The sequence below is a fragment of the Pseudomonas reactans genome, assembly GCF_013385825.1.
GTDB classification, from domain to species: domain Bacteria; phylum Pseudomonadota; class Gammaproteobacteria; order Pseudomonadales; family Pseudomonadaceae; genus Aquipseudomonas; species Aquipseudomonas reactans.
The window spans coordinates 153837-171445 of sequence record NZ_JACAPG010000018.1 but is presented as its reverse complement, the minus strand read 5'-3'; the positions used below and the strand labels follow the sequence as shown (position 1 = coordinate 171445).

The following is a 17609-nucleotide window of genomic DNA, read 5'->3' as shown; positions in this document are numbered from 1 at the left end:
GCGATGCGCCCCGAAAGAAAGCACCTGACCCACCGTTATAAACGCGCCTGGCGCACCGCGCCGCTGCGTGATTTAGCCATCGCGGCCAGGCGTACCGCCACATTGGCCGCACCATAGCCGGCATAGCCGTTCTTGCGCTGGATGATCTCGAAGAAAAACCGTCCTTCAAAGGGTTCGGTGTACACGTGAAACAACTCACCGCCCTGGGCGTCGCGGTCGTACAACACGTTGTAGTACGCCAGTTCGCTGAGGAACTCATCGTCAAAATCGAAACGCGCCGCCAGGTCGTCGTAGTAGTTGAGCGGGATATCCAGCAGCGGCACACCCGCCTCTTTGGCGCGGCGCACTTCGGCGAAAATATCCGCGCAGTCGAAGGCAATGTGGTGCACGCCCGAGCCGCGATAGCTCGACAGCGCGTGGGAAATCGCCGTGTTGCGGTTTTCGGAGATGTTCAGCGGCAGGCGGATCGAACTGCAACGGCTGCGCAGTGCACGGCTTTTGACCAGGCCGTACGGATCGGGCAGCACCACTTCGTCATCGGCTTCGAAATCCAGCAGGCTCTTGTAGAACAGCACCCAACTGTCGAGGCTGTCGGCCGGCAAGGCCATGGCCATGTGGTCGATGCGCAGCAAACCACCGCTGGCTGACGCCGCAGGTTGCAGGTTGAAGTCGGTGTCGTAGAGGCCGCCTTCGCTCTGGTCCACCAGGTAAATCAGGCTGCCATCCGGCGCACGCACCGCCGCCAGCTCCAGCTCATTGGGCCCAACCAGGCCACGATACGGCTGGCCTTTGTACGCCACCGCCCGCTGCAGAGCCTTGGCGCTGTCCTTGACCCGAATCGCCGTGGCGCACAACGACGGTCCATGAGCCTCGAAGAAGTTGTGGGCGAAGGAATAGGGTTCGCAATTGAGGATCAGGTTGATATCGCCCTGGCGCAGCAAACTTACGCTCTTGGAGCGATGCTGCCCTGCCTTGACGAACCCCAGACGTTCCAGCCAGACGGTCAGCTTGGCGCCGAGGCTTTCATCCACGGCAAATTCAAGGAACTCGATGCCGTCGTACTCGCTGGCGGCCGGGGTATCGAACAAAATCTCGACAGGCTGCGCCGGCGCTTCCTGCTTCAAACGCTCGCGGGTTTTCTCTTCCAGGTACAGCAAGGAGCGCAGGCCATCCGCCGCGTTCGCGCGGGTCGGCGCGGCGCGGAAGCCGTCGTTGAAAATCTCCAGGGACAGCGGCCCGGTGTAGCCACTCCTGATGATCGGCGCGAGGAACCCCGCCAGGTCGAATTCGCCTTGGCCGGGGAAGCAGCGGAAGTGCCGGCTCCACTCCAGCACGTCCATGGCCAGGATCGGCGCGTCGGCCATCTGCACGAAGAAGATCTTGTCGCCGGGGATCTCGGCAATCGCACTCGGGTCGCCTTTGAGGGACAGGGTGTGGAAGCTGTCGAGCAATACGCCGAGGCTGGGGTGATCGACCTGACGCACCAGGTTCCAGACCTGCTGCCAGGTGTTCACGTGCTTGCCCCAGGCCAACGCTTCGTAGCCAATACGCAGGCCACGGCGGCCGGCGTGTTCGGCGAGCAGGCTCAGGTCATCCAGCAAAATACGCTCGTCACCCACACAGTCGGCCGAGGCGTTGCTGCACACCAGCACCAAGTCGGTACCGAGTTCCTGCATCAAATCGAATTTGCGCTCGGCACGTTCCAGGTTGCGCGCCAAGCGGTCGCGGCGGCAGCCTTCAAAGTCGCGAAACGGCTGAAACAAGGTGATGGCAATGCCGAGGTCGGCGCACATTTGCCTAACTTCACGCGGGCTGCCGTCGTAATACAACAGGTCGTTTTCGAAGATTTCAACACCGTCAAACCCGGCGGCCGCGATGGCTTCGAGTTTTTCCGGCAGGGTTCCGCTCAGGGAAACGGTGGCAATGGAGCGTTGCATGGGCGACTCCCGGCAATTGTTGTTTGTGGCAAATTATTCGCCCCTAGCCTAACCGCAGCAATTAAAATGTACGAACCAGTTAGTTTTTGGTGCGATTATCGAACACTATGCCCCTTTGGCGAATTGACGATTTTTTAGCCACTGCGCACCATCGATGACGTAACAGACCCAGAACACACCATAAAAATTTCAAAAAACGGGTACGACCTCATGCCTCTGCAAAACTCCGCCCTGGCCGCGCGCCACGGCACCCCGCACGCCGGTATCGGCGACAAGATCCGCGGCGCCCTCGGCGTGGGCAAAACGCGCTGGGGCATGTTGGCCCTGGTGTTTTTCGCCACCACCCTCAACTACATCGACCGCGCCGCGCTGGGCGTCATGCAGCCAATCCTCGCCAAAGAAATGAGCTGGACGGCGATGGATTACGCCAACATCAACTTCTGGTTCCAGGTTGGCTACGCCATCGGCTTCGTGCTGCAGGGCCGCTTGATCGACCGGGTCGGCGTGAAACGCGTGTTCTTCTGCGCCGTGCTGTTGTGGAGCCTGGCCACCGGCGCCCACGGCCTGGCGACCTCGGCGGTCGGCTTTATGGTGTGCCGCTTTATCCTCGGATTGACCGAAGCCGCCAACTACCCGGCCTGCGTCAAGACCACACGCCTGTGGTTCCCGGCCGGCGAGCGTGCGGTGGCCACCGGTATCTTCAACGCCGGCACCAACGTCGGCGCGATGATGACGCCGATGCTGCTGCCGTTGATCCTGCATGTGTGGGGCTGGCAGGCGGCGTTCCTGTGCATGGCATCGCTCGGCGCGATCTGGCTGGTGTTCTGGGGCTTGAAGTACTACAACCCGGAAGATCATCCGACGGTTAAGCAATCCGAATTGGACTACGTGCAGCAGCAAGTCGAACCGGAACAACCGGGCGTACCGTTCAGCCGCATCCTGCGCATGCGCGGCACCTGGGCCTTCGCCATCGCCTACGCACTGACCGCGCCCGTGTTCTGGTTCTACCTGTACTGGCTGCCGCCGTTCCTGAACCAGCAATACAACTTGGGCATCAACGTGACCCAAATGGGCATTCCGCTGATCATCATCTACCTGACGGCGGATTTTGGCAGCGTGGGTGGGGGGATTCTGTCGTCATTCCTGATCGGTCGTGGCATGAACTCGATCAAGGCGCGATTGCTGTCGATGCTGCTGTTTGCCTGCTGCATCGTCGGTGTGATCATGGCGGCCGGCTCCAGCCAACTGTGGGTCGCGGTGTTTGCCATCTCCTTGGCCATCGGCGCGCACCAGGCCTGGACCGCGAACATCTGGAGCCTGGTGATGGACTACACGCCCAAGCACATGATGAGCACGGTGTTTGGTTTCGGCGGCATGTGCGCGGCCATCGGCGGCATGTTCATGACTCAGATCGTCGGCCACATCCTGACGGTGACCAACAACAACTACACTGTGTTGTTCACCCTGATCCCGGCGATGTACTTCATTGCGCTGACCTGGATGTACTTCATGGCGCCGCGCAAGATTCCTACCGTAGACGTCTAACTCTACCTACGCCGCTGCTGCCAGGCAGCGGCCAACCCGCTCATGCAGATCACCCCGATGCCGACCACCGTGGTCACATCGGGGGTATGGTTGAACACCAGCCAGCCCAACAACCCCGCAAACACGATCTGGCAATAGCCGAACGGCGCCAGCAAGGCCGGCGCCGCAAAGCGGAACGCCTGGGTCAGCATCAAGTGTGCGGTCATCCCACAGGTGCCCAGCGCCAGCATCAATGCGCCATGCCATAGCGTGGGGATCTGCCAGAAGAACGGCACCATCGCACTCATCACCAAGGTATTGCACAGGCCGGCAAAGAAATTGCTGGTGGTGGGCGTGTCGTATTGGCTGAGAATGCGCGTGAGCAGTTGGTAGAAGCAGAAGAACAACGCCGAACACAGCGGCAGCAGCACTGCCGGGGTGAACAGTTCGCCACCGGGGTGGATGATGATCAGCACGCCGACAAACCCGCAGATCACCGCCAGCCATTGGCCACGGGTCACGTGTTCACCGAGCAGCGGCACCGAGAGCGCCGTCACCAGGATCGGCGCGAGGAAGTTCACCGCCGTGGCTTCCGCCAGCGGGATGTAATGCAGCGCCGCGGTAAAAAACAGACTGGTGCCCAACAGGCACAGCGCCCGCACCACCTGCATCCCCGGTCGCTTGCTGCGCAGCACGCGCAAGCCCGACTGCGGCAGGAAAATCCCGGCCATCAACAAGGTGTGCACCAGGTAACGCGCCCACACCACCATCACGATCGGGTAGAACCCCGCCAGGTATTTGGACAAGGCGTCGTGACTGGAAAACAGAAACGTCGCCAACACAATCAGCAAAATGCCCTTGAAGGGATGGTTGACGCCGGATAAAGGGGTACTGACGGTCATCGGATTCTCGTGTGTGGCGCGCGGTCGGGCTCAACCCGCTAATCTAGCAGCCGGGTCGGAGCCTGCTCCAAGAGCATAACCAAACACCGTGCGAACAGCGCACTAAATCACCGGTTTCGAGTCCAACGCTGCACGTTGACCGTCCAGTTGTACACTTTTCAACCAAGGCCTTGCTGCTATGAAAAAAATCCTCTTTGCTCTTTCTGCCCTTGCCCTGCTCACCGCCTGCAATCAGGAAACCAAGGAAGCGCCCAAACCCGCGCCGGCTTCCGTACAAGCCACCCTGGTGCCGCAAACCCCGCCCACCGACAAATGGGTCGGCAAATGGATCGGCGTCGAAGGCCTCTACCTGACCATCGCCAAGGACGACAGCATCGGCCGAGGTCACTACCTGCTGACCATGAAATACGGCCTTGATGACGATGATGCCGGTACCTTCAAGGGTGAGGCCAACGAAGACGGCATCGCCTTTACTCGCCCGGACGGCCCCCAGCAGCTGAGCGCCGGCAACGGTGAAGCCACCGGAATGAAATGGTTGGCGGATAAAAAGGATTGCCTGATTGTCGATACCGGCGAAGGTTATTGCCGCGATTAACGGCCATACTCTTTCCCAATCAATGCAGGACCGTTCACCGAGAGGATTGCCCCATGCTATGGAAAAAAGGCCGACGCAGCGACAACGTGGTGGATGCCCGCGATGACAGTGGTGGTGGCGGTGGTGGCATGCGCTTTGGTGGCGGCAAGGGCCTGAGCCTGACGGCCATTGTGCTGATCGTCGGCATCGGCTGGCTGACCGGCCAGGACCCGTTGCAGATCCTCGGCCAGTTGACCGGCCAGATGGAACAGGCGCCGTCGGTGAGCACGCAATCGCGGCAGGCGCCGCCGGCCAACGATGAGCAAGCGGATTTTGTCCGCGCGGTGCTGGGCGATACCGAAGACACCTGGGGCCAGGTATTCCAGGAAAACGGGTTGGCCTACAAGAACCCGAAACTGATTCTGTTCCGTGGCCGGGTGAATTCCGCCTGCGGGGGGGCTACCTCGGCCAGCGGCCCGTTTTATTGCCCGGCTGACCAGCAGGTGTACCTGGACCTGGATTTCTTCCGGGAAATGTCGCAACGCTTCCAGGCCGCCGGTGACTTTGCCCAGGCTTACGTGATCGCCCACGAAGTCGGGCACCACGTGCAGACGCTGCTGGGTATCTCTTCGAAGATCCAGGCGGCGCGCCAGCAAGGCCGGCAGATGCAAGGCGACGGCGGCCTGCTGGTCCGTCAGGAACTGCAAGCCGACTGCTTCGCGGGAGTATGGGCCAACCGTGCGCAAAAGCGCCTGAACTGGCTGGAGCCCGGCGATATTGAAGAAGCACTGAACGCGGCCAACGCCATCGGCGATGACCGGTTGCAGCAACAGGGTCAAGGGCGCGTCGTGCCGGACTCGTTTACCCACGGCACCTCGGCACAGCGGGTTCGCTGGTTCAAGACCGGCTTCGCCCAGGGCCAGATCACTCAATGCGACACTTTTACCGCCAAGAGTCTTTAAATGAATAAACGATTGGGATTGCTGCTGGGTTTGTTGGTCACCTGTTCCGCCTTCGCCGCCGAGCATGGCGTAAAAGAAGTCAGTCCCGATCGTTTCCATCTGGAGGCCGGCGACCTCAGCCTGGGTTTAAGCCAGGACTGGACTAAACCGCTGCCCCAGGTCACCCGCGCCTTGATCATCGTGCATGGTCGCCTGCGCAATGCGCAGACCTACCTGCAAAGCGGTGAGGACGCCGCCGAGAAGGCAGGCCAGGCCGCTAAAACACTGGTGATTGCGCCGCAGTTCCTGAATGAATCCGACGTGAAGCGCAACCACCTGGACAACCAGGTGCTGCGTTGGAATGGCAACGACTGGATGGCCGGCGAGCCTTCCACTGGCCCAGGGCAAATCAGCTCCTACGGCGCCCTCGACCAGATCATCAAGCACCTGGGCAACCGCAAGCTGTTCCCGGCCCTCAAGGAAATCGTGGTGGCCGGCCACTCCGGCGGCGGCCAGGTGGTGCAGCGCTTTGCCCTCACCGGCCACGACCATCCGGTGCTGCAAACCAACGGTATCCGCCTGCGGTACGTGGTGGCCAACCCGTCGTCCTACGCCTACTTCACCCCTCAGCGCCCAGTGAAGTTCGACACAGCCAGTTGCCCAGGCTTCAACGATTGGAAGTACGGCCTGCAAAACCTGCCGGCCTATGCCAAGGGCCAGAGCGCCGAACAGCTGGAACAGGCGTATGTGTCACGCAACATCACCTACCTGCTGGGCCAGCAAGACACCGACCCGAACCACCCGGCGCTGGATAAAAGCTGCGCCGCCGAAACCCAAGGCGCGTATCGCCTGATTCGTGGGCACAACTATTTTGACTACCTCAAGCAGCGGCATCCGCAGTTGAGCCATCAACTGGTGGAAGTGCCGGGGGTGGGGCATAACGGGGATGGGATGTTTACGTCACCGCAAGGCCAGCGGGTGTTGTTCGTCCAATAACTGACGGAAATAAAACTGTGGGAGCGGCGGTGCGACGATTCGACTTGCTCGCTCCCACATTGAATCGTCAGAGACCGATCTAAATCATCCGGCGCAACACCGAGCAATCCTCGGCATGCCAATCGGCCAACTCCGGCCAAGGATTCTCCGGCAAGTTCACCAACACCGTCCGCGCCCCCGCCGCTCGGCCACAGTCCAGGTCGAAGCGGTAATCGCCGACCATCACCATCTCATTCGGCGCCACGCCCCAAGCGGCCGCCAGCTTCAGCAAGCCATCCGGATCGGGCTTGGGTTGCGCATCATCACGCCCCAGCACGTCCTCGATGGCAAAGCAGTCCGCCAGGCCGATCGCCTCCAGGGTGACGTGCGCCAGCTCGCGCGCATTGCGGGTCAGGATGCCCAGGCGGTAACCACGCCCGGCCAACTCGCGCACCAGCTCAACTGAGCCTTCTGCCGCGACTGACCCCAGCGCCAACTCGCGCTCATGCTCCAGCAACCAGGCATGCTTGGCCGCCGCGACATCGACAGGCAACGCCGCCAGATGCGTGAGGATGTCATCCTCGGGCGGAATCTCCAAAGCCACGCGAATGGCCGCGAAGTCATGCACGGCGACCGTGAGGGTTCCGTCCATGTCGAACACCCAGTGTTTGATGTCCGACAGGCTCATGCCCAGTCCTTGCGATGGCGAATCAGGCCTTCCTGGGTCACCGACGCCACCAATTGCCCGGCACGGTTGTACACGCTGCCACGAGAGAACCCACGGGAATTGCCGGCCCATGGGCTGTCCATGGCGTACAGCAACCAGTCGTCGGCACGCAGGTCGGCGTGAAACCACAGCGCGTGATCGAGGCTGGCGACTTGCATGTCTTTCTGCCACACGGTCTTGCCATGGGGCAGCAAGGAGGTGGTGAGCAGGCCGAAGTCCGAGGCGTAGGCCAGCAGGTATTTATGCAGCGCCGGCGAGTCGGCCAGGGCGCCATCGGCGCGAAACCACACGTACTTGACCGGGTCGGACGGCTGCGGGTTGAACGGGTCTTTTTCGGTGACCGGGCGCACTTCGATCGGCTTGGGGCACAGCAGCTTGTCGCGCATGTGCTCGGGGATCAGGTGCGCGCGTTGCTGGGTCAGTTCCAGCTCCGACGGCAGGTTTTCCGGGCCCACTACCACGGGCATGGTGGTCTGGTGGTCGAAGCCTTGTTCGTCGTACTGGAACGAGGTGGTACAGGTGAAGATCGGGTGGCCCTTCTGGATCGCGGTCACGCGGCGCGTGCTGAAACTGCCGCCATCGCGCACACGGTCCACCGAATACACTACCGGCAACTTAGCGTCACCAGGGCGCAGGAAGTAACCGTGCAGGGAATGCACATGCCGCGCTTCTTCTACGGTCTGGCTGGCAGCCGACAACGACTGGCCGAGCACCTGGCCGCCGAACAGTTGGCGAAAACCCAGGTCCTGGCTGCGGCCGCGAAAGAGGTTTTCCTCGATCGGCTCCAGGGTCAGCAAGTCCACCAGATCTTCTAATACTTGGCTCATTTAAACTCTCCTCAGAGCAAACAATTTTTACTGTAGGAGCGAGCTTGCTCGCGAAAAACCAGCGGGCGCCGTGGGGCACCAGGCACACCGCGTTATCGTTAACGTTCTTCGCGAGCAAGCTCGCTCCTACCCGTGCAGCGTGTCCAACCATTGGGCGCGGGTGATGCGGTACAAAACATGATGGCGCAGCGGATCATCGGCTGCGACCTTGGGGTGTTCAAAATCTGCCTGGGGATCGTAATGCATACCGATGGCCTGCATGACTTTTTGTGATGGCAGATTGGCTTCCGTGGTGAAGGCGACGATTTCGTCCAGATTCAAACGATCAAACCCACAGCGCAACGCGGTCCACGCGGCCTCGCTGGCATAGCCCAGGCCCCAGTGCTCGCGGGCCAGACGCCAGCCAATTTCAACCGCCGGGGTAAAGTCGGCCTCGAAGCTGACATTCAGCAATCCGGTGAGGCCGATGAATTCCCCGGTGTCCTTGCGCTGCAACGCCCACAGGCCAAAGCCATATTCGGCGAAGTGTCCACGAATGCGGCCAATCAACGCAGCGCTCTCCAGGTGGCTCAGCTTGGCCGGGAAATAACGCATCACCTGCGGGTCGGCGCACATGCGCGCGAACTCCGCCAGGTCGCTGTCGCGCCATTGGCGCAGCACCAGGCGTGCGCTTTCCAATTCCAGTATCGGCTCCATGGGTCCCCTCCCTTGCCATGTGCATGAGTGTACAACGCGGGTAAGATGCGTCGCAGGTTCCCGTCAGAAAATCCCATGCCTTTGCCATTGATCTACCACGATGACTACAGCCCCGAGTTCCCGGCGGACCACCGGTTCCCCATGGACAAGTTCCGCCTGTTGCGCGACCACCTGGTGGACAGCGGCCTGACCGAGGACAGCCAACTGCTGCGCCCACAACTGTGCCCACCGGAGATTCTGGCCCTGGCCCATGACGCTGGGTATATCGAGCGCTACATGGGCGGCGAATTGTCCCGCGAAGACCAGCGCCGCCTCGGCCTGCCCTGGAACGAAGCCCTGGCCCGACGTACCGTTCGGGCGGTGGGCGGTTCGATTCTCGCGGCGGAACAAGCCCTGGAACACGGCCTGGCCTGCCACCTGGCGGGCGGCACCCACCACGCTCACTACGATTACCCGGCGGGTTTCTGCATCTTCAATGACCTGGCGGTGATCAGCCATTACCTGCTGGCCAGTGGCCGGGTCAATCGCGTGCTGATCTTCGATTGCGACGTACATCAGGGCGATGGCACCGCGCGTATCCTCCACGACACGCCGGACGCCATCACCGTGTCGCTGCACTGCGAAAAGAACTTCCCCGCGCGCAAAGCCCAGAGCGACTGGGACATCCCGTTGCCCATGGGCATGGGCGATGCTGACTACCTCAAGGTGGTGGACGATGCGCTCAACTACCTGTTGCCGCTCTACCAACCCGACCTGGTGCTGTACGACGCCGGCGTCGATGTGCACAAGGACGACGCCCTCGGTTACCTCAAGCTGACAGACCAGGGCGTCGCCGCCCGTGATGAGAGCGTGATGCGCCACTGCCTGGGCCGCGACATCCCGGTGATGGGCGTGATCGGCGGCGGCTACAGCAAGGACCGCCCGGCCCTCGCCCGCCGCCACGGCATCCTGCACCACAGCGCGCAGAGGGTATGGACGTCATCAGGCTGTCATTGAACTGTGGGCGTTACCCACAATCCCTGTGGAACCACCTGTGGATAAGTTGAGCGTAAGGGCCTGAAAGCCAGTAGCCGTATGGCCTGCAAGAAACTGTACGTTATTTGACCAGATACTTTTCCACAGCCGTGAAACGTTGTGGAACTTGGCGTCCGCGGCCGTTTTGCAACAAAACTGCCGCACGCCGTCGTCAACCTGAAGGCCTCTCCCGCTTTCAGAGTACCCCGCGATGGCAACTTACAAGATCGGCAGCAGTGCGACGCCCGGCAATGACGACGCCCTGAAGAAAGTCGCCGCCACCTTCGACGCCGCGATGTCCCGCGCTGTCTCCGGCTTCAAGGAGTCCGCCCACCCCGGCAATTTCAAAGTCCTGGCGGTGACCGACAACACCAAGGACAAGAAAATCGCTGACGTCAAAGCCACCGGCGACCAAGAGGCGATCAAGCGCCTCAACGACCCGAACCTGGCCGACATCAGCAACACCGGCGTGCCGCTGGCCAACATCGCCAGCATCACCAAGATTTCCGACAACGTTCTGGAGCTGAAAACCCGCGACGGCAAGGACATCATCATTATCAAGCAGATGACCCCTTACCTGTTCGACGGCATGGCCGGCAAAGTCAACGCCGTGGACGCGCTGAACAAGAGCAAGGCCGACGGCTACCGCATCGCCCAGGCCGGCGACACCGCGCCGGGCCTGGACACCTACAAAGGCATCGGCCCGGCCGATGAAGTGGGCCCGGGGATGATTCGATACGAAACCCTGTCAGGCGACAAGGTCGTCGTCAGTAAGGAAACCAACAGCGACCTGTATGAAAAGGTTAAGTCCGATGGCGAGACCTGGGGTCTGATCAACGACAGCAAAAAAGACGGTTATCGCCTGGCAAGCGCCGATGAGGCCGGCAGCGTGAGCCTGGTGGGCAAGCCGGAAGAACTCGGCCACGGGTTGATCCGCTACGAAACCGCCTCCGGCGAAAAAATCATCGTGTCCCAGGCCATCAGCCCAGACCTGTATGCCTCGGTGGTCAAGGAGTCCAACGGCATCTTTGGCGTCGACGGCGCCGTGGACACCAACTGGATCGACAACTCCAAGTACGCCAGCGCCAAGGACTGGGACAAGATCGTCGGCAACACCAGCGGCACGCCGACCCAGGAAGAACGCGACCTCGACCGCCCACGCGCCGCGTCGAAAATGCTCAGCGACAACTGGGACAAATGGGGCCTGCACGACCGCCCCATCGACTTCTCCAACCCGCCCGCCGACCTGCCGCCCGAAGCCCAGGCCTGCCTCAAGTACCTGGCCGGCAGCCCGAGCCTGATGAACGCCCTCGACAGCGGCGGCCTGGGCAAAAGCGATGGGGTGATTACCCACGCCGATGTGGATAAGTTCATCAGCCAATCGAACAAAGATCTGTCAGCCGCTTCGAAATCCTACAGCACCTTCCTCAGCAAGAACCCCGACGCCACGGGTTTGGCCAAGGAAAACGCCAAGTCCGCCGCCATCGTCATGGCCAATATTTCCCTGGTGAGCAGCGCGGGCCCGGAAATGCAGGGGCCCAACCAGCGTGCCAACAACGGCAGCCTGAACACCGCCAACCTCAAGGCGATCAAGGATGACTCGGGCCTGAGCCCCGAGCTGACCGGCGCCGCAGGCTATTGGTCCACCCCCGGCATGCTGCGCACCCTCGACATGGCCGGCGACCTGCCCGCCACCGCCAAGGCCGACGGCATCACCCAACAGAAAAACCTCGGCGCGTGGCTTGAAAACCAGGCGCCCCAGGACGACCACGGCGTGTTGATGATGCTCAGCAACGCCGCGGTGCGCAGCTCGGTGGCCGACGTCGACACCTCCAAACTGACCAAGGACGTGCTCGAACACCCGGAGAACTACGACGGCAAGACCAAAGCCGCCGTGATGATGGAAATCAGCGACGCCCGTGCGCGCATGGCCGCCAGCGACAAAGTGGGCGACGGCGACCTGTATGCGGGGATTACGGCGGACACCGAATACCACCTCAACCCGACCAAGTCCAAGGTCACCGACCAGCTCGACGCCGCCATCGGCAAGCTGTCCAGTGATCCGGATGTGAAGACGTTCCTGGCGCAGAACCAGGCCTCCGGCATGCGCGATATCGTCAACAGCGACCCGGCGATCAAGCATGAATTGCAGGCCTACCAGGACGGCCAGATCAACAGCGGCAATGTGCTCAACACCGCCCTGAACACCAAAGGGGCTGATGGCAAACCGCTGTCGCTCATGGACGCCCTGAGCCTGGCCGGCACCGACGCCACCCTCACCGACCTGGCATTGGGCGGCGATGGGCATGTGGACCTCAGTGTCATCGCGCAAAAGTCCGGCAAGTCCGGGGACATCGAGCAGTTCTTCAAGGACCACATCCTCAACGGCAAAGACCTGGAAGACGCCCTCGCCCAGCCGAATGCCGACCCGATGACCGCCATCGGCCAGTACGCCGCCCACGCTGAGCTGGTCAAGGAATTCCTCGGTGACAAGGTCTCGGCCCAGGACTCGTCGACGGTGCAGCAATACGTCAACCAGGCGGTGTCCGACTCGCTGGTCAACGGCGCCAACGACGACGTGCTCAAGGGCGCATTCGGCGATGCCAATGGCAACTTCGACGAGGCCAAGACCACGGCCATCATCGAGAAAGCCATGGCCGACGACCCGGACATGTTCAAGGACGCCAGCGGTGCGCAAATCAAGCCGCAGGACGTGATCTCGTTGATCCGCTCGATGTGGGACGTGAACCGTCAGGGCCAGAAGATCAGCGACGTACTGCCCAAGGCCGTGGATGGGCTGAAGCTCAACGTCAGCGATTCGTACAAACAGGGCCTGCTGCACATCGGCAGCGCCTTGCTGGCCGGTGGCGTGCTGGCGGCGCGTTCAGCTACGGGCGGCAACAGCCCGGCGGATAACGCCGGGCGTGTGGCGGCGGGCATGCAGTTCGCCGGTCTGATTACCGAAGGCGGCACCAAATACGCCAAGGAAGCCGGCTACGGCATGACTTGGAAGCCCACGCCGATTGACCCGAGCAAACCCCAAGGCATCGGCGAATTCCCTACCGGCAAAATGGTGCAGAACACCGACGGCCTCAACCGCCTGGGCAACCTGGGCAAGATCGTCGGCGGCAGCGGCAGCTTCATCGGCGGTGTGTTCGGCCTGATCAGCGGGGTCAACAGCGCGTTTGCCGGGGATAAGCTCAACGCCGGTTTCTCCCTCACCAGCGGCGCCCTGGGCACCGGCGCGGCAGTCGCCTCGATCATCGAGGGCGGTGCGGGCCTGTTTGGCATTGCCGATGCGGCGGCCATCGCGGGGACCTTCGCCGGCGTACTGGGTTGGGCCACCGCCGGCCTGGGCATCGTGACCAGCTTTGTGTTCCCGATCATCGAGGTGGTAAAGCGGGAAAAACAACAGGACGCGTTCTTCGGCAACCTGGTACCGACCCTGGATAAATATGGCCTGACGGGCGGCCCGATCACCGACGCCGACCGCAAGGATGAATACCCACCGTACGCCAACACCGGTTTTGCCTAAAGCCCGGTTAGCTTGTCGTGGCGAGCGGGCTTGTTGTGGCGAGCGGGCTTGCCCCGCGTTGGGCTGCGCAGCAGCCCCAATAGAGCCACCGCATTTTCTCAAAAGAAATGCGGTAGCCGTTTTTGGGGCCGCTGCGCAGCCCAACGCGGGGCAAGCCCGCTCGCCACAGCGGTCCATCCAACCACCACAATTTCGCAGCATTGCTTACAATGGGCGCCCTTTGTTTTTGACCAGGCCTGCCGATGTCCGCTACTGCTCCTTCCCACGTTGCCATCATCGGCGGCGGCCCAGCCGGGCTGATGGCCGCCGAAGTCCTGAGCCAGGCGGGCGTGCGGGTGGACCTGTACGACGGCATGCCCTCGGTGGGACGCAAGTTTCTGCTGGCCGGCGTGGGCGGCATGAACATCACCCACTCCGAAGCGTACCCGGCATTCCTGTCACGCTACGCCGAACGTGCGCCGCACATGGCGCCGTTGCTGCGTAGTTTCGGGGCGGAGGCGTTGTGTGAATGGATTCATGGCTTGGGCATTCAAACGTTTGTCGGCACCTCCGGTCGTGTGTTTCCCACCGACATGAAAGCCGCGCCCCTGTTGCGCGCCTGGCTCAAGCGCCTGCGCGACCAAGGAGTGGTTATCCACACCCGTCATCGTTGGCTGGGCTGGACCGCCGGGGGCGACTTACTTATCCACAGCCCCGAAGGCGAAAAAACGGTCCACAGCGACGCCGTTCTGCTGGCCCTTGGCGGCGGGAGTTGGTCACGGCTCGGATCTGACGGCGCCTGGCTCACGTTGCTGGAAGACAAAGGCGTGCCTTACGCCCCGCTGCAACCGAGCAACTGCGGTTTCGAAGTGTCGGCCTGGAGCGAGTTGATGGTCAGCAAATTCGCTGGTGCGCCGTTGAAAAATGTCGCGATTGGCTTGGGGGACGACAAGCCACGCCTGGGTGAATGCGTGATTACCGCCACCGGTATTGAAGGCAGCTTGATCTACGCGTTATCCGCGCCGATCCGCGAAGCGATCAACCGCGAAGGCTCGGCCACTGTGCATATCGACCTGCTACCGAGCAGGCCACTGGACAAGGTTCAGGCCGCGTTGGCGAAACCGCGTGGCTCGCGTTCGATGAGCAAACACCTACACAGTCAGTTGGGCTTGGATGGCGTCAAAGCCGCTCTGCTGCGTGAGTTGGCGCCGGCTGACCACTTCAATGACCCAGCGCAGTTGGCGGTGGATATCAAGGCGCTGCCCTTGACCCTGGTGAAGACCCGGCCGATGGATGAAGCGATCAGCACAGCGGGCGGCGTGCCGTTTGAGGCGTTGGATGAACGCTTGATGCTCAAGCAGTTGCCGGGGGTGTTTTGTGCGGGGGAGATGCTGGATTGGGAAGCGCCGACGGGCGGGTATTTGCTGACAGGATGCTTTGCCAGTGGGCGGATGGCCGGACGCGGCGTTCTCGAATGGTTGAAAAAACCACTGTAGGAGCGAGCTTGCTCGCGAAAAACTCAAGAACACCGCGTTAATCCAGATTCGACGCGTGATCGTTGCCGGTTTTCGCGAGCAAGCTCGCTCCTACAAATTTTACGGTTTGCGTTTGCGCGGCCCGGTATTAAAAACAGGCACCTTGCGCACCGGCTTGATCGACGGCTCCGACGGCGCCACTTCCCCGCTGTCCACCCACTTACCGAGGTTGCGCTTACCGCCACCGCCCGAGGTTTTAGGCTTCTTCGGTTTCTTTGGCTTCTTCACCACCTGCCCGCTGGCATCGGTCTCTGGCACACGGTGCTCGGGTTCGAAATCCTGCTCCATGTGACGGGTCAAGGTCTGACGCGTCAACATCTCGATGGCCGACAGCATGTTCACTTCATCGGCACACACCAGGGAAATCGCCTCACCGGTGTTGCCCGCACGCCCGGTACGGCCGATGCGGTGGATGTAGTCCTCGGCCACGATCGGCAAGTCGAAGTTGACCACCAGCGGCAAGTCTTCGATATCCAGGCCACGGGCCGCCACGTCGGTGGCGACCAGGATCTGCACTTCGCTGGATTTGAAGCGGTCCAGCGCACGCTGGCGCGTGGCTTGCGGCTTGTCGCCATGGATGCCGTCGGCATTGATGCCCAGGCCTTGCAACTTATCCACCAGCGCATCCACGCCGTTACGGGTCTTGGCGAACACCAGCACCTGCTTCCAGCGGCCTTTGCGCATCAGGTGCACAAACAGCTCCGGCTTGCGCTTCTTGTCCACCGGCACCACCCACTGCTTCACGGTGTTGGCGGCGACGTTGCGCGGGCTGACTTCGATGCTCAGCGGGTCGTTGAGCATCTGCCCGGCCAGCGTGCGGATCTCATCGGAGAAGGTCGCGGAGAACAGCAAGGTCTGGCGCTTCTTCGGCAGCATGCGGTAGATGTTCGCCAGCTCTTCGGAGAAGCCCAGGTCGAGCATGCGGTCGGCTTCGTCCAGCACCAGGGTTTGTAGCTGGTTGAGTTTCAGCGCGTTCTGGCGGAACAGGTCGATCAGGCGGCCAGGGGTGGCGACCAGGATGTCGACGCCCTTGCGCAGCTTCATCATCTGCGGGTTGATGCTCACGCCGCCGTACACCGCGTAAGTGGTCAGCGGCAGGTTTTGCGCGTACTCGGCAACACTGGCGTGCACCTGCTCGGCCAGCTCGCGGGTCGGGCACAGGATCAGTGCGCGCGCCGAGTTGGCGGCGACTTTCGGCCCTTCCGTCGTCAGCAGTTGTAACAACGGCACGGCGAAACCGGCGGTCTTGCCGGTGCCGGTCTGGGCGGCGGCCATCAGGTCGCGACCGGCCAGCACTGCCGGAATGGCTTGCGCCTGCACCGGCGTCGGGGTCTGGTAGCCAAGCGTCTCAAGGGCGCGCAGCAAGGGTTCGATCAGGCCAAGGGAGGCGAAAGTCATGTATTTACCGTAGGAAAAATTCAGCGCAAGGTCGCAATGCGCCGCAGTTTACCTTATTTCCGCCTTCGGCTTACGCCACTGGGGCAGGCTGATCAGCAGGACGGCGCTGATAATCACCAGCATGGCCAAAGCTTCTTCCAGACCAATGGTCTCGCCGACGAACACGATGCCGAGCAATACGGCGACCGCCGGGTTCACATAGGCATAGCTGGTCGCCGCCGCCGGGCGCACATGCTTGAGCAGGTACATATAAGCGTTGAAGGCGATGATCGAGCCGAACACCGTCAGATAGGCCAGGGCCAGCCAGCCTTCCAGCGGCGGTACGGCCTGCAGGCGTTCACCGGATAGCGCGCTGACGAACAACAGCGCCACACCGGCGACCAGCATCTCCGCAGCACTGGCCATGGCGCCCTGGGGCAACGGCAATTGCCGGCTCCACACCGAACCAAACGCCCAGGAGGCCGCCGCCACCAACAGCAACACAGCACCCATCGGGCTCGATTGCAACGTGCTGCCCATATTGAGCATGGCGATGCCGATGATCCCCAGGATCACCCCCGCCCACTCCAACCGAGTGTTGCGCGCGCCCCAGAAATACCCGCACAGCAAGGTGAACAACGGCACCGTCGCCACGGCCAGCGCCGCCACGCCGGACGACACGCCCATGTGTTCCGCCACGCTGACGCCGCCATTGCCCACGGTGAGCAGCAAAAGTCCGATCATCGCGGCCGCCTTCCACTGCGGCCACGTCGGCGCCGGCACCCCGCGCCAGCGCAGGAAGCCATACATCAACGCCCCCGCCGTGCAAAACCGAATCCCCGCCAGCAGCAACGGCGGCCAGTACTCCACGCCGATGCGAATCACCAGATAGGTGGAACCCCAGATCACATACAGCGCAAAAAAGGCGGCGATCAACGGTAAGGGAAAGCGACGTGGGCCAGGCATTGGGCGGCTCTATGGCAGGAGATGGGAGGCTTATTCTAAAAAGGCAGGTCGTTAAACATAAGTTACAAAACCTGTTTAAAACGCCAATACACTTTTCAAA

Annotated in this window: 14 protein-coding genes; 7 read left to right on the top strand and 7 right to left on the bottom strand. The window is 61.9% G+C overall.

Annotation, left to right across the window (positions count from 1 at the left end):
• Nucleotides 1-35: 35 nt before the first annotated feature.
• Nucleotides 36-1937, bottom strand: coding sequence for a 3-dehydroshikimate dehydratase QuiC (gene quiC / locus HX868_RS21175; protein ID WP_177004265.1), 1902 nt, complete (start codon nucleotides 1935-1937; stop codon nucleotides 36-38).
• 210 nt (nucleotides 1938-2147) lie between these two features.
• Between quiC and HX868_RS21170 the strand changes: the two genes are divergently transcribed.
• Nucleotides 2148-3482, top strand: a complete 1335-nt coding sequence (locus HX868_RS21170; RefSeq protein ID WP_177004264.1) for an MFS transporter — start codon at nucleotides 2148-2150, stop codon at nucleotides 3480-3482.
• Between the two features lie 2 nt (nucleotides 3483-3484).
• Here HX868_RS21170 and HX868_RS21165 read toward each other — a convergent pair whose 3' ends face one another.
• Entirely contained in the window at nucleotides 3485-4363 is an 879-nt protein-coding gene (locus HX868_RS21165; protein ID WP_016976739.1) for a DMT family transporter, read from the bottom strand.
• Between the two features lie 178 nt (nucleotides 4364-4541).
• Here HX868_RS21165 and HX868_RS21160 point away from each other — a divergent pair, with 178 nt between their 5' ends.
• Genes HX868_RS21160 through HX868_RS21150 form a run of 3 tightly spaced genes read left to right on the top strand, consistent with a single transcriptional unit; the run spans nucleotide 4542 to nucleotide 6874 of the window.
• Complete coding sequence (locus HX868_RS21160; protein WP_177004263.1) at nucleotides 4542-4958, top strand: lipoprotein; 417 nt, start codon at nucleotides 4542-4544, stop codon at nucleotides 4956-4958.
• Between the two features lie 53 nt (nucleotides 4959-5011).
• The gene (gene ypfJ, locus HX868_RS21155; RefSeq protein WP_068931993.1) at nucleotides 5012-5899 is read left to right on the top strand and encodes a KPN_02809 family neutral zinc metallopeptidase; all 888 of its coding nucleotides are present in this window, start codon (nucleotides 5012-5014) and stop codon (nucleotides 5897-5899) included.
• A complete protein-coding gene (locus HX868_RS21150) occupies nucleotides 5900-6874 on the top strand; it encodes an alpha/beta hydrolase (protein ID WP_177004262.1) in 975 nt (324 codons plus the stop codon).
• Between the two features lie 79 nt (nucleotides 6875-6953).
• Here HX868_RS21150 and HX868_RS21145 read toward each other — a convergent pair whose 3' ends face one another.
• The 3 genes from HX868_RS21145 to HX868_RS21135 all read right to left on the bottom strand — a co-directional run bounded on the left by HX868_RS21145 (nucleotide 6954) and on the right by HX868_RS21135 (nucleotide 9103).
• A complete protein-coding gene (locus tag HX868_RS21145) occupies nucleotides 6954-7541 on the bottom strand; it encodes an HAD family hydrolase (protein ID WP_177004261.1) in 588 nt (195 codons plus the stop codon).
• Nucleotides 7538-8407, bottom strand: coding sequence for an acyl-CoA thioesterase II (tesB, locus tag HX868_RS21140; RefSeq protein WP_016976734.1), 870 nt, complete (start codon nucleotides 8405-8407; stop codon nucleotides 7538-7540). Before tesB ends, HX868_RS21145 begins: the two co-directional genes overlap by 4 nt.
• Nucleotides 8408-8533: 126 nt before the next feature.
• Entirely contained in the window at nucleotides 8534-9103 is a 570-nt protein-coding gene (locus HX868_RS21135) for a GNAT family N-acetyltransferase (protein ID WP_177004260.1), read from the bottom strand.
• A gap of 75 nt (nucleotides 9104-9178) precedes the next feature.
• Here HX868_RS21135 and HX868_RS21130 point away from each other — a divergent pair, with 75 nt between their 5' ends.
• The 3 genes from HX868_RS21130 (at nucleotide 9179) to HX868_RS21120 (ending at nucleotide 15127) form a co-directional block, all read left to right on the top strand.
• Nucleotides 9179-10099 carry a histone deacetylase family protein gene (locus tag HX868_RS21130; RefSeq protein WP_016976732.1) on the top strand — a complete coding sequence of 307 codons (921 nt, stop codon included), beginning with the start codon at nucleotides 9179-9181 and terminating at the stop codon, nucleotides 10097-10099.
• Nucleotides 10100-10328: 229 nt separating this feature from the next.
• Nucleotides 10329-13652, top strand: coding sequence for a type III effector HrpK domain-containing protein (locus HX868_RS21125; protein ID WP_177004259.1), 3324 nt, complete (start codon nucleotides 10329-10331; stop codon nucleotides 13650-13652).
• Between the two features lie 242 nt (nucleotides 13653-13894).
• Nucleotides 13895-15127 carry a TIGR03862 family flavoprotein gene (locus tag HX868_RS21120; protein ID WP_177004258.1) on the top strand — a complete coding sequence of 411 codons (1233 nt, stop codon included), beginning with the start codon at nucleotides 13895-13897 and terminating at the stop codon, nucleotides 15125-15127.
• 99 nt (nucleotides 15128-15226) lie between these two features.
• On the opposite strand, the gene rhlE1 is transcribed toward HX868_RS21120, so the two are convergent.
• Both rhlE1 and yedA read right to left on the bottom strand, forming a co-directional pair.
• Nucleotides 15227-16564, bottom strand: coding sequence for an RNA helicase RhlE1 (gene rhlE1, locus HX868_RS21115; RefSeq protein WP_177004257.1), 1338 nt, complete (start codon nucleotides 16562-16564; stop codon nucleotides 15227-15229).
• A gap of 48 nt (nucleotides 16565-16612) precedes the next feature.
• Nucleotides 16613-17509 carry a drug/metabolite exporter YedA gene (yedA, locus tag HX868_RS21110; RefSeq protein ID WP_177004256.1) on the bottom strand — a complete coding sequence of 299 codons (897 nt, stop codon included), beginning with the start codon at nucleotides 17507-17509 and terminating at the stop codon, nucleotides 16613-16615.
• Between the last annotated feature and the right edge of the window lie 100 nt (nucleotides 17510-17609).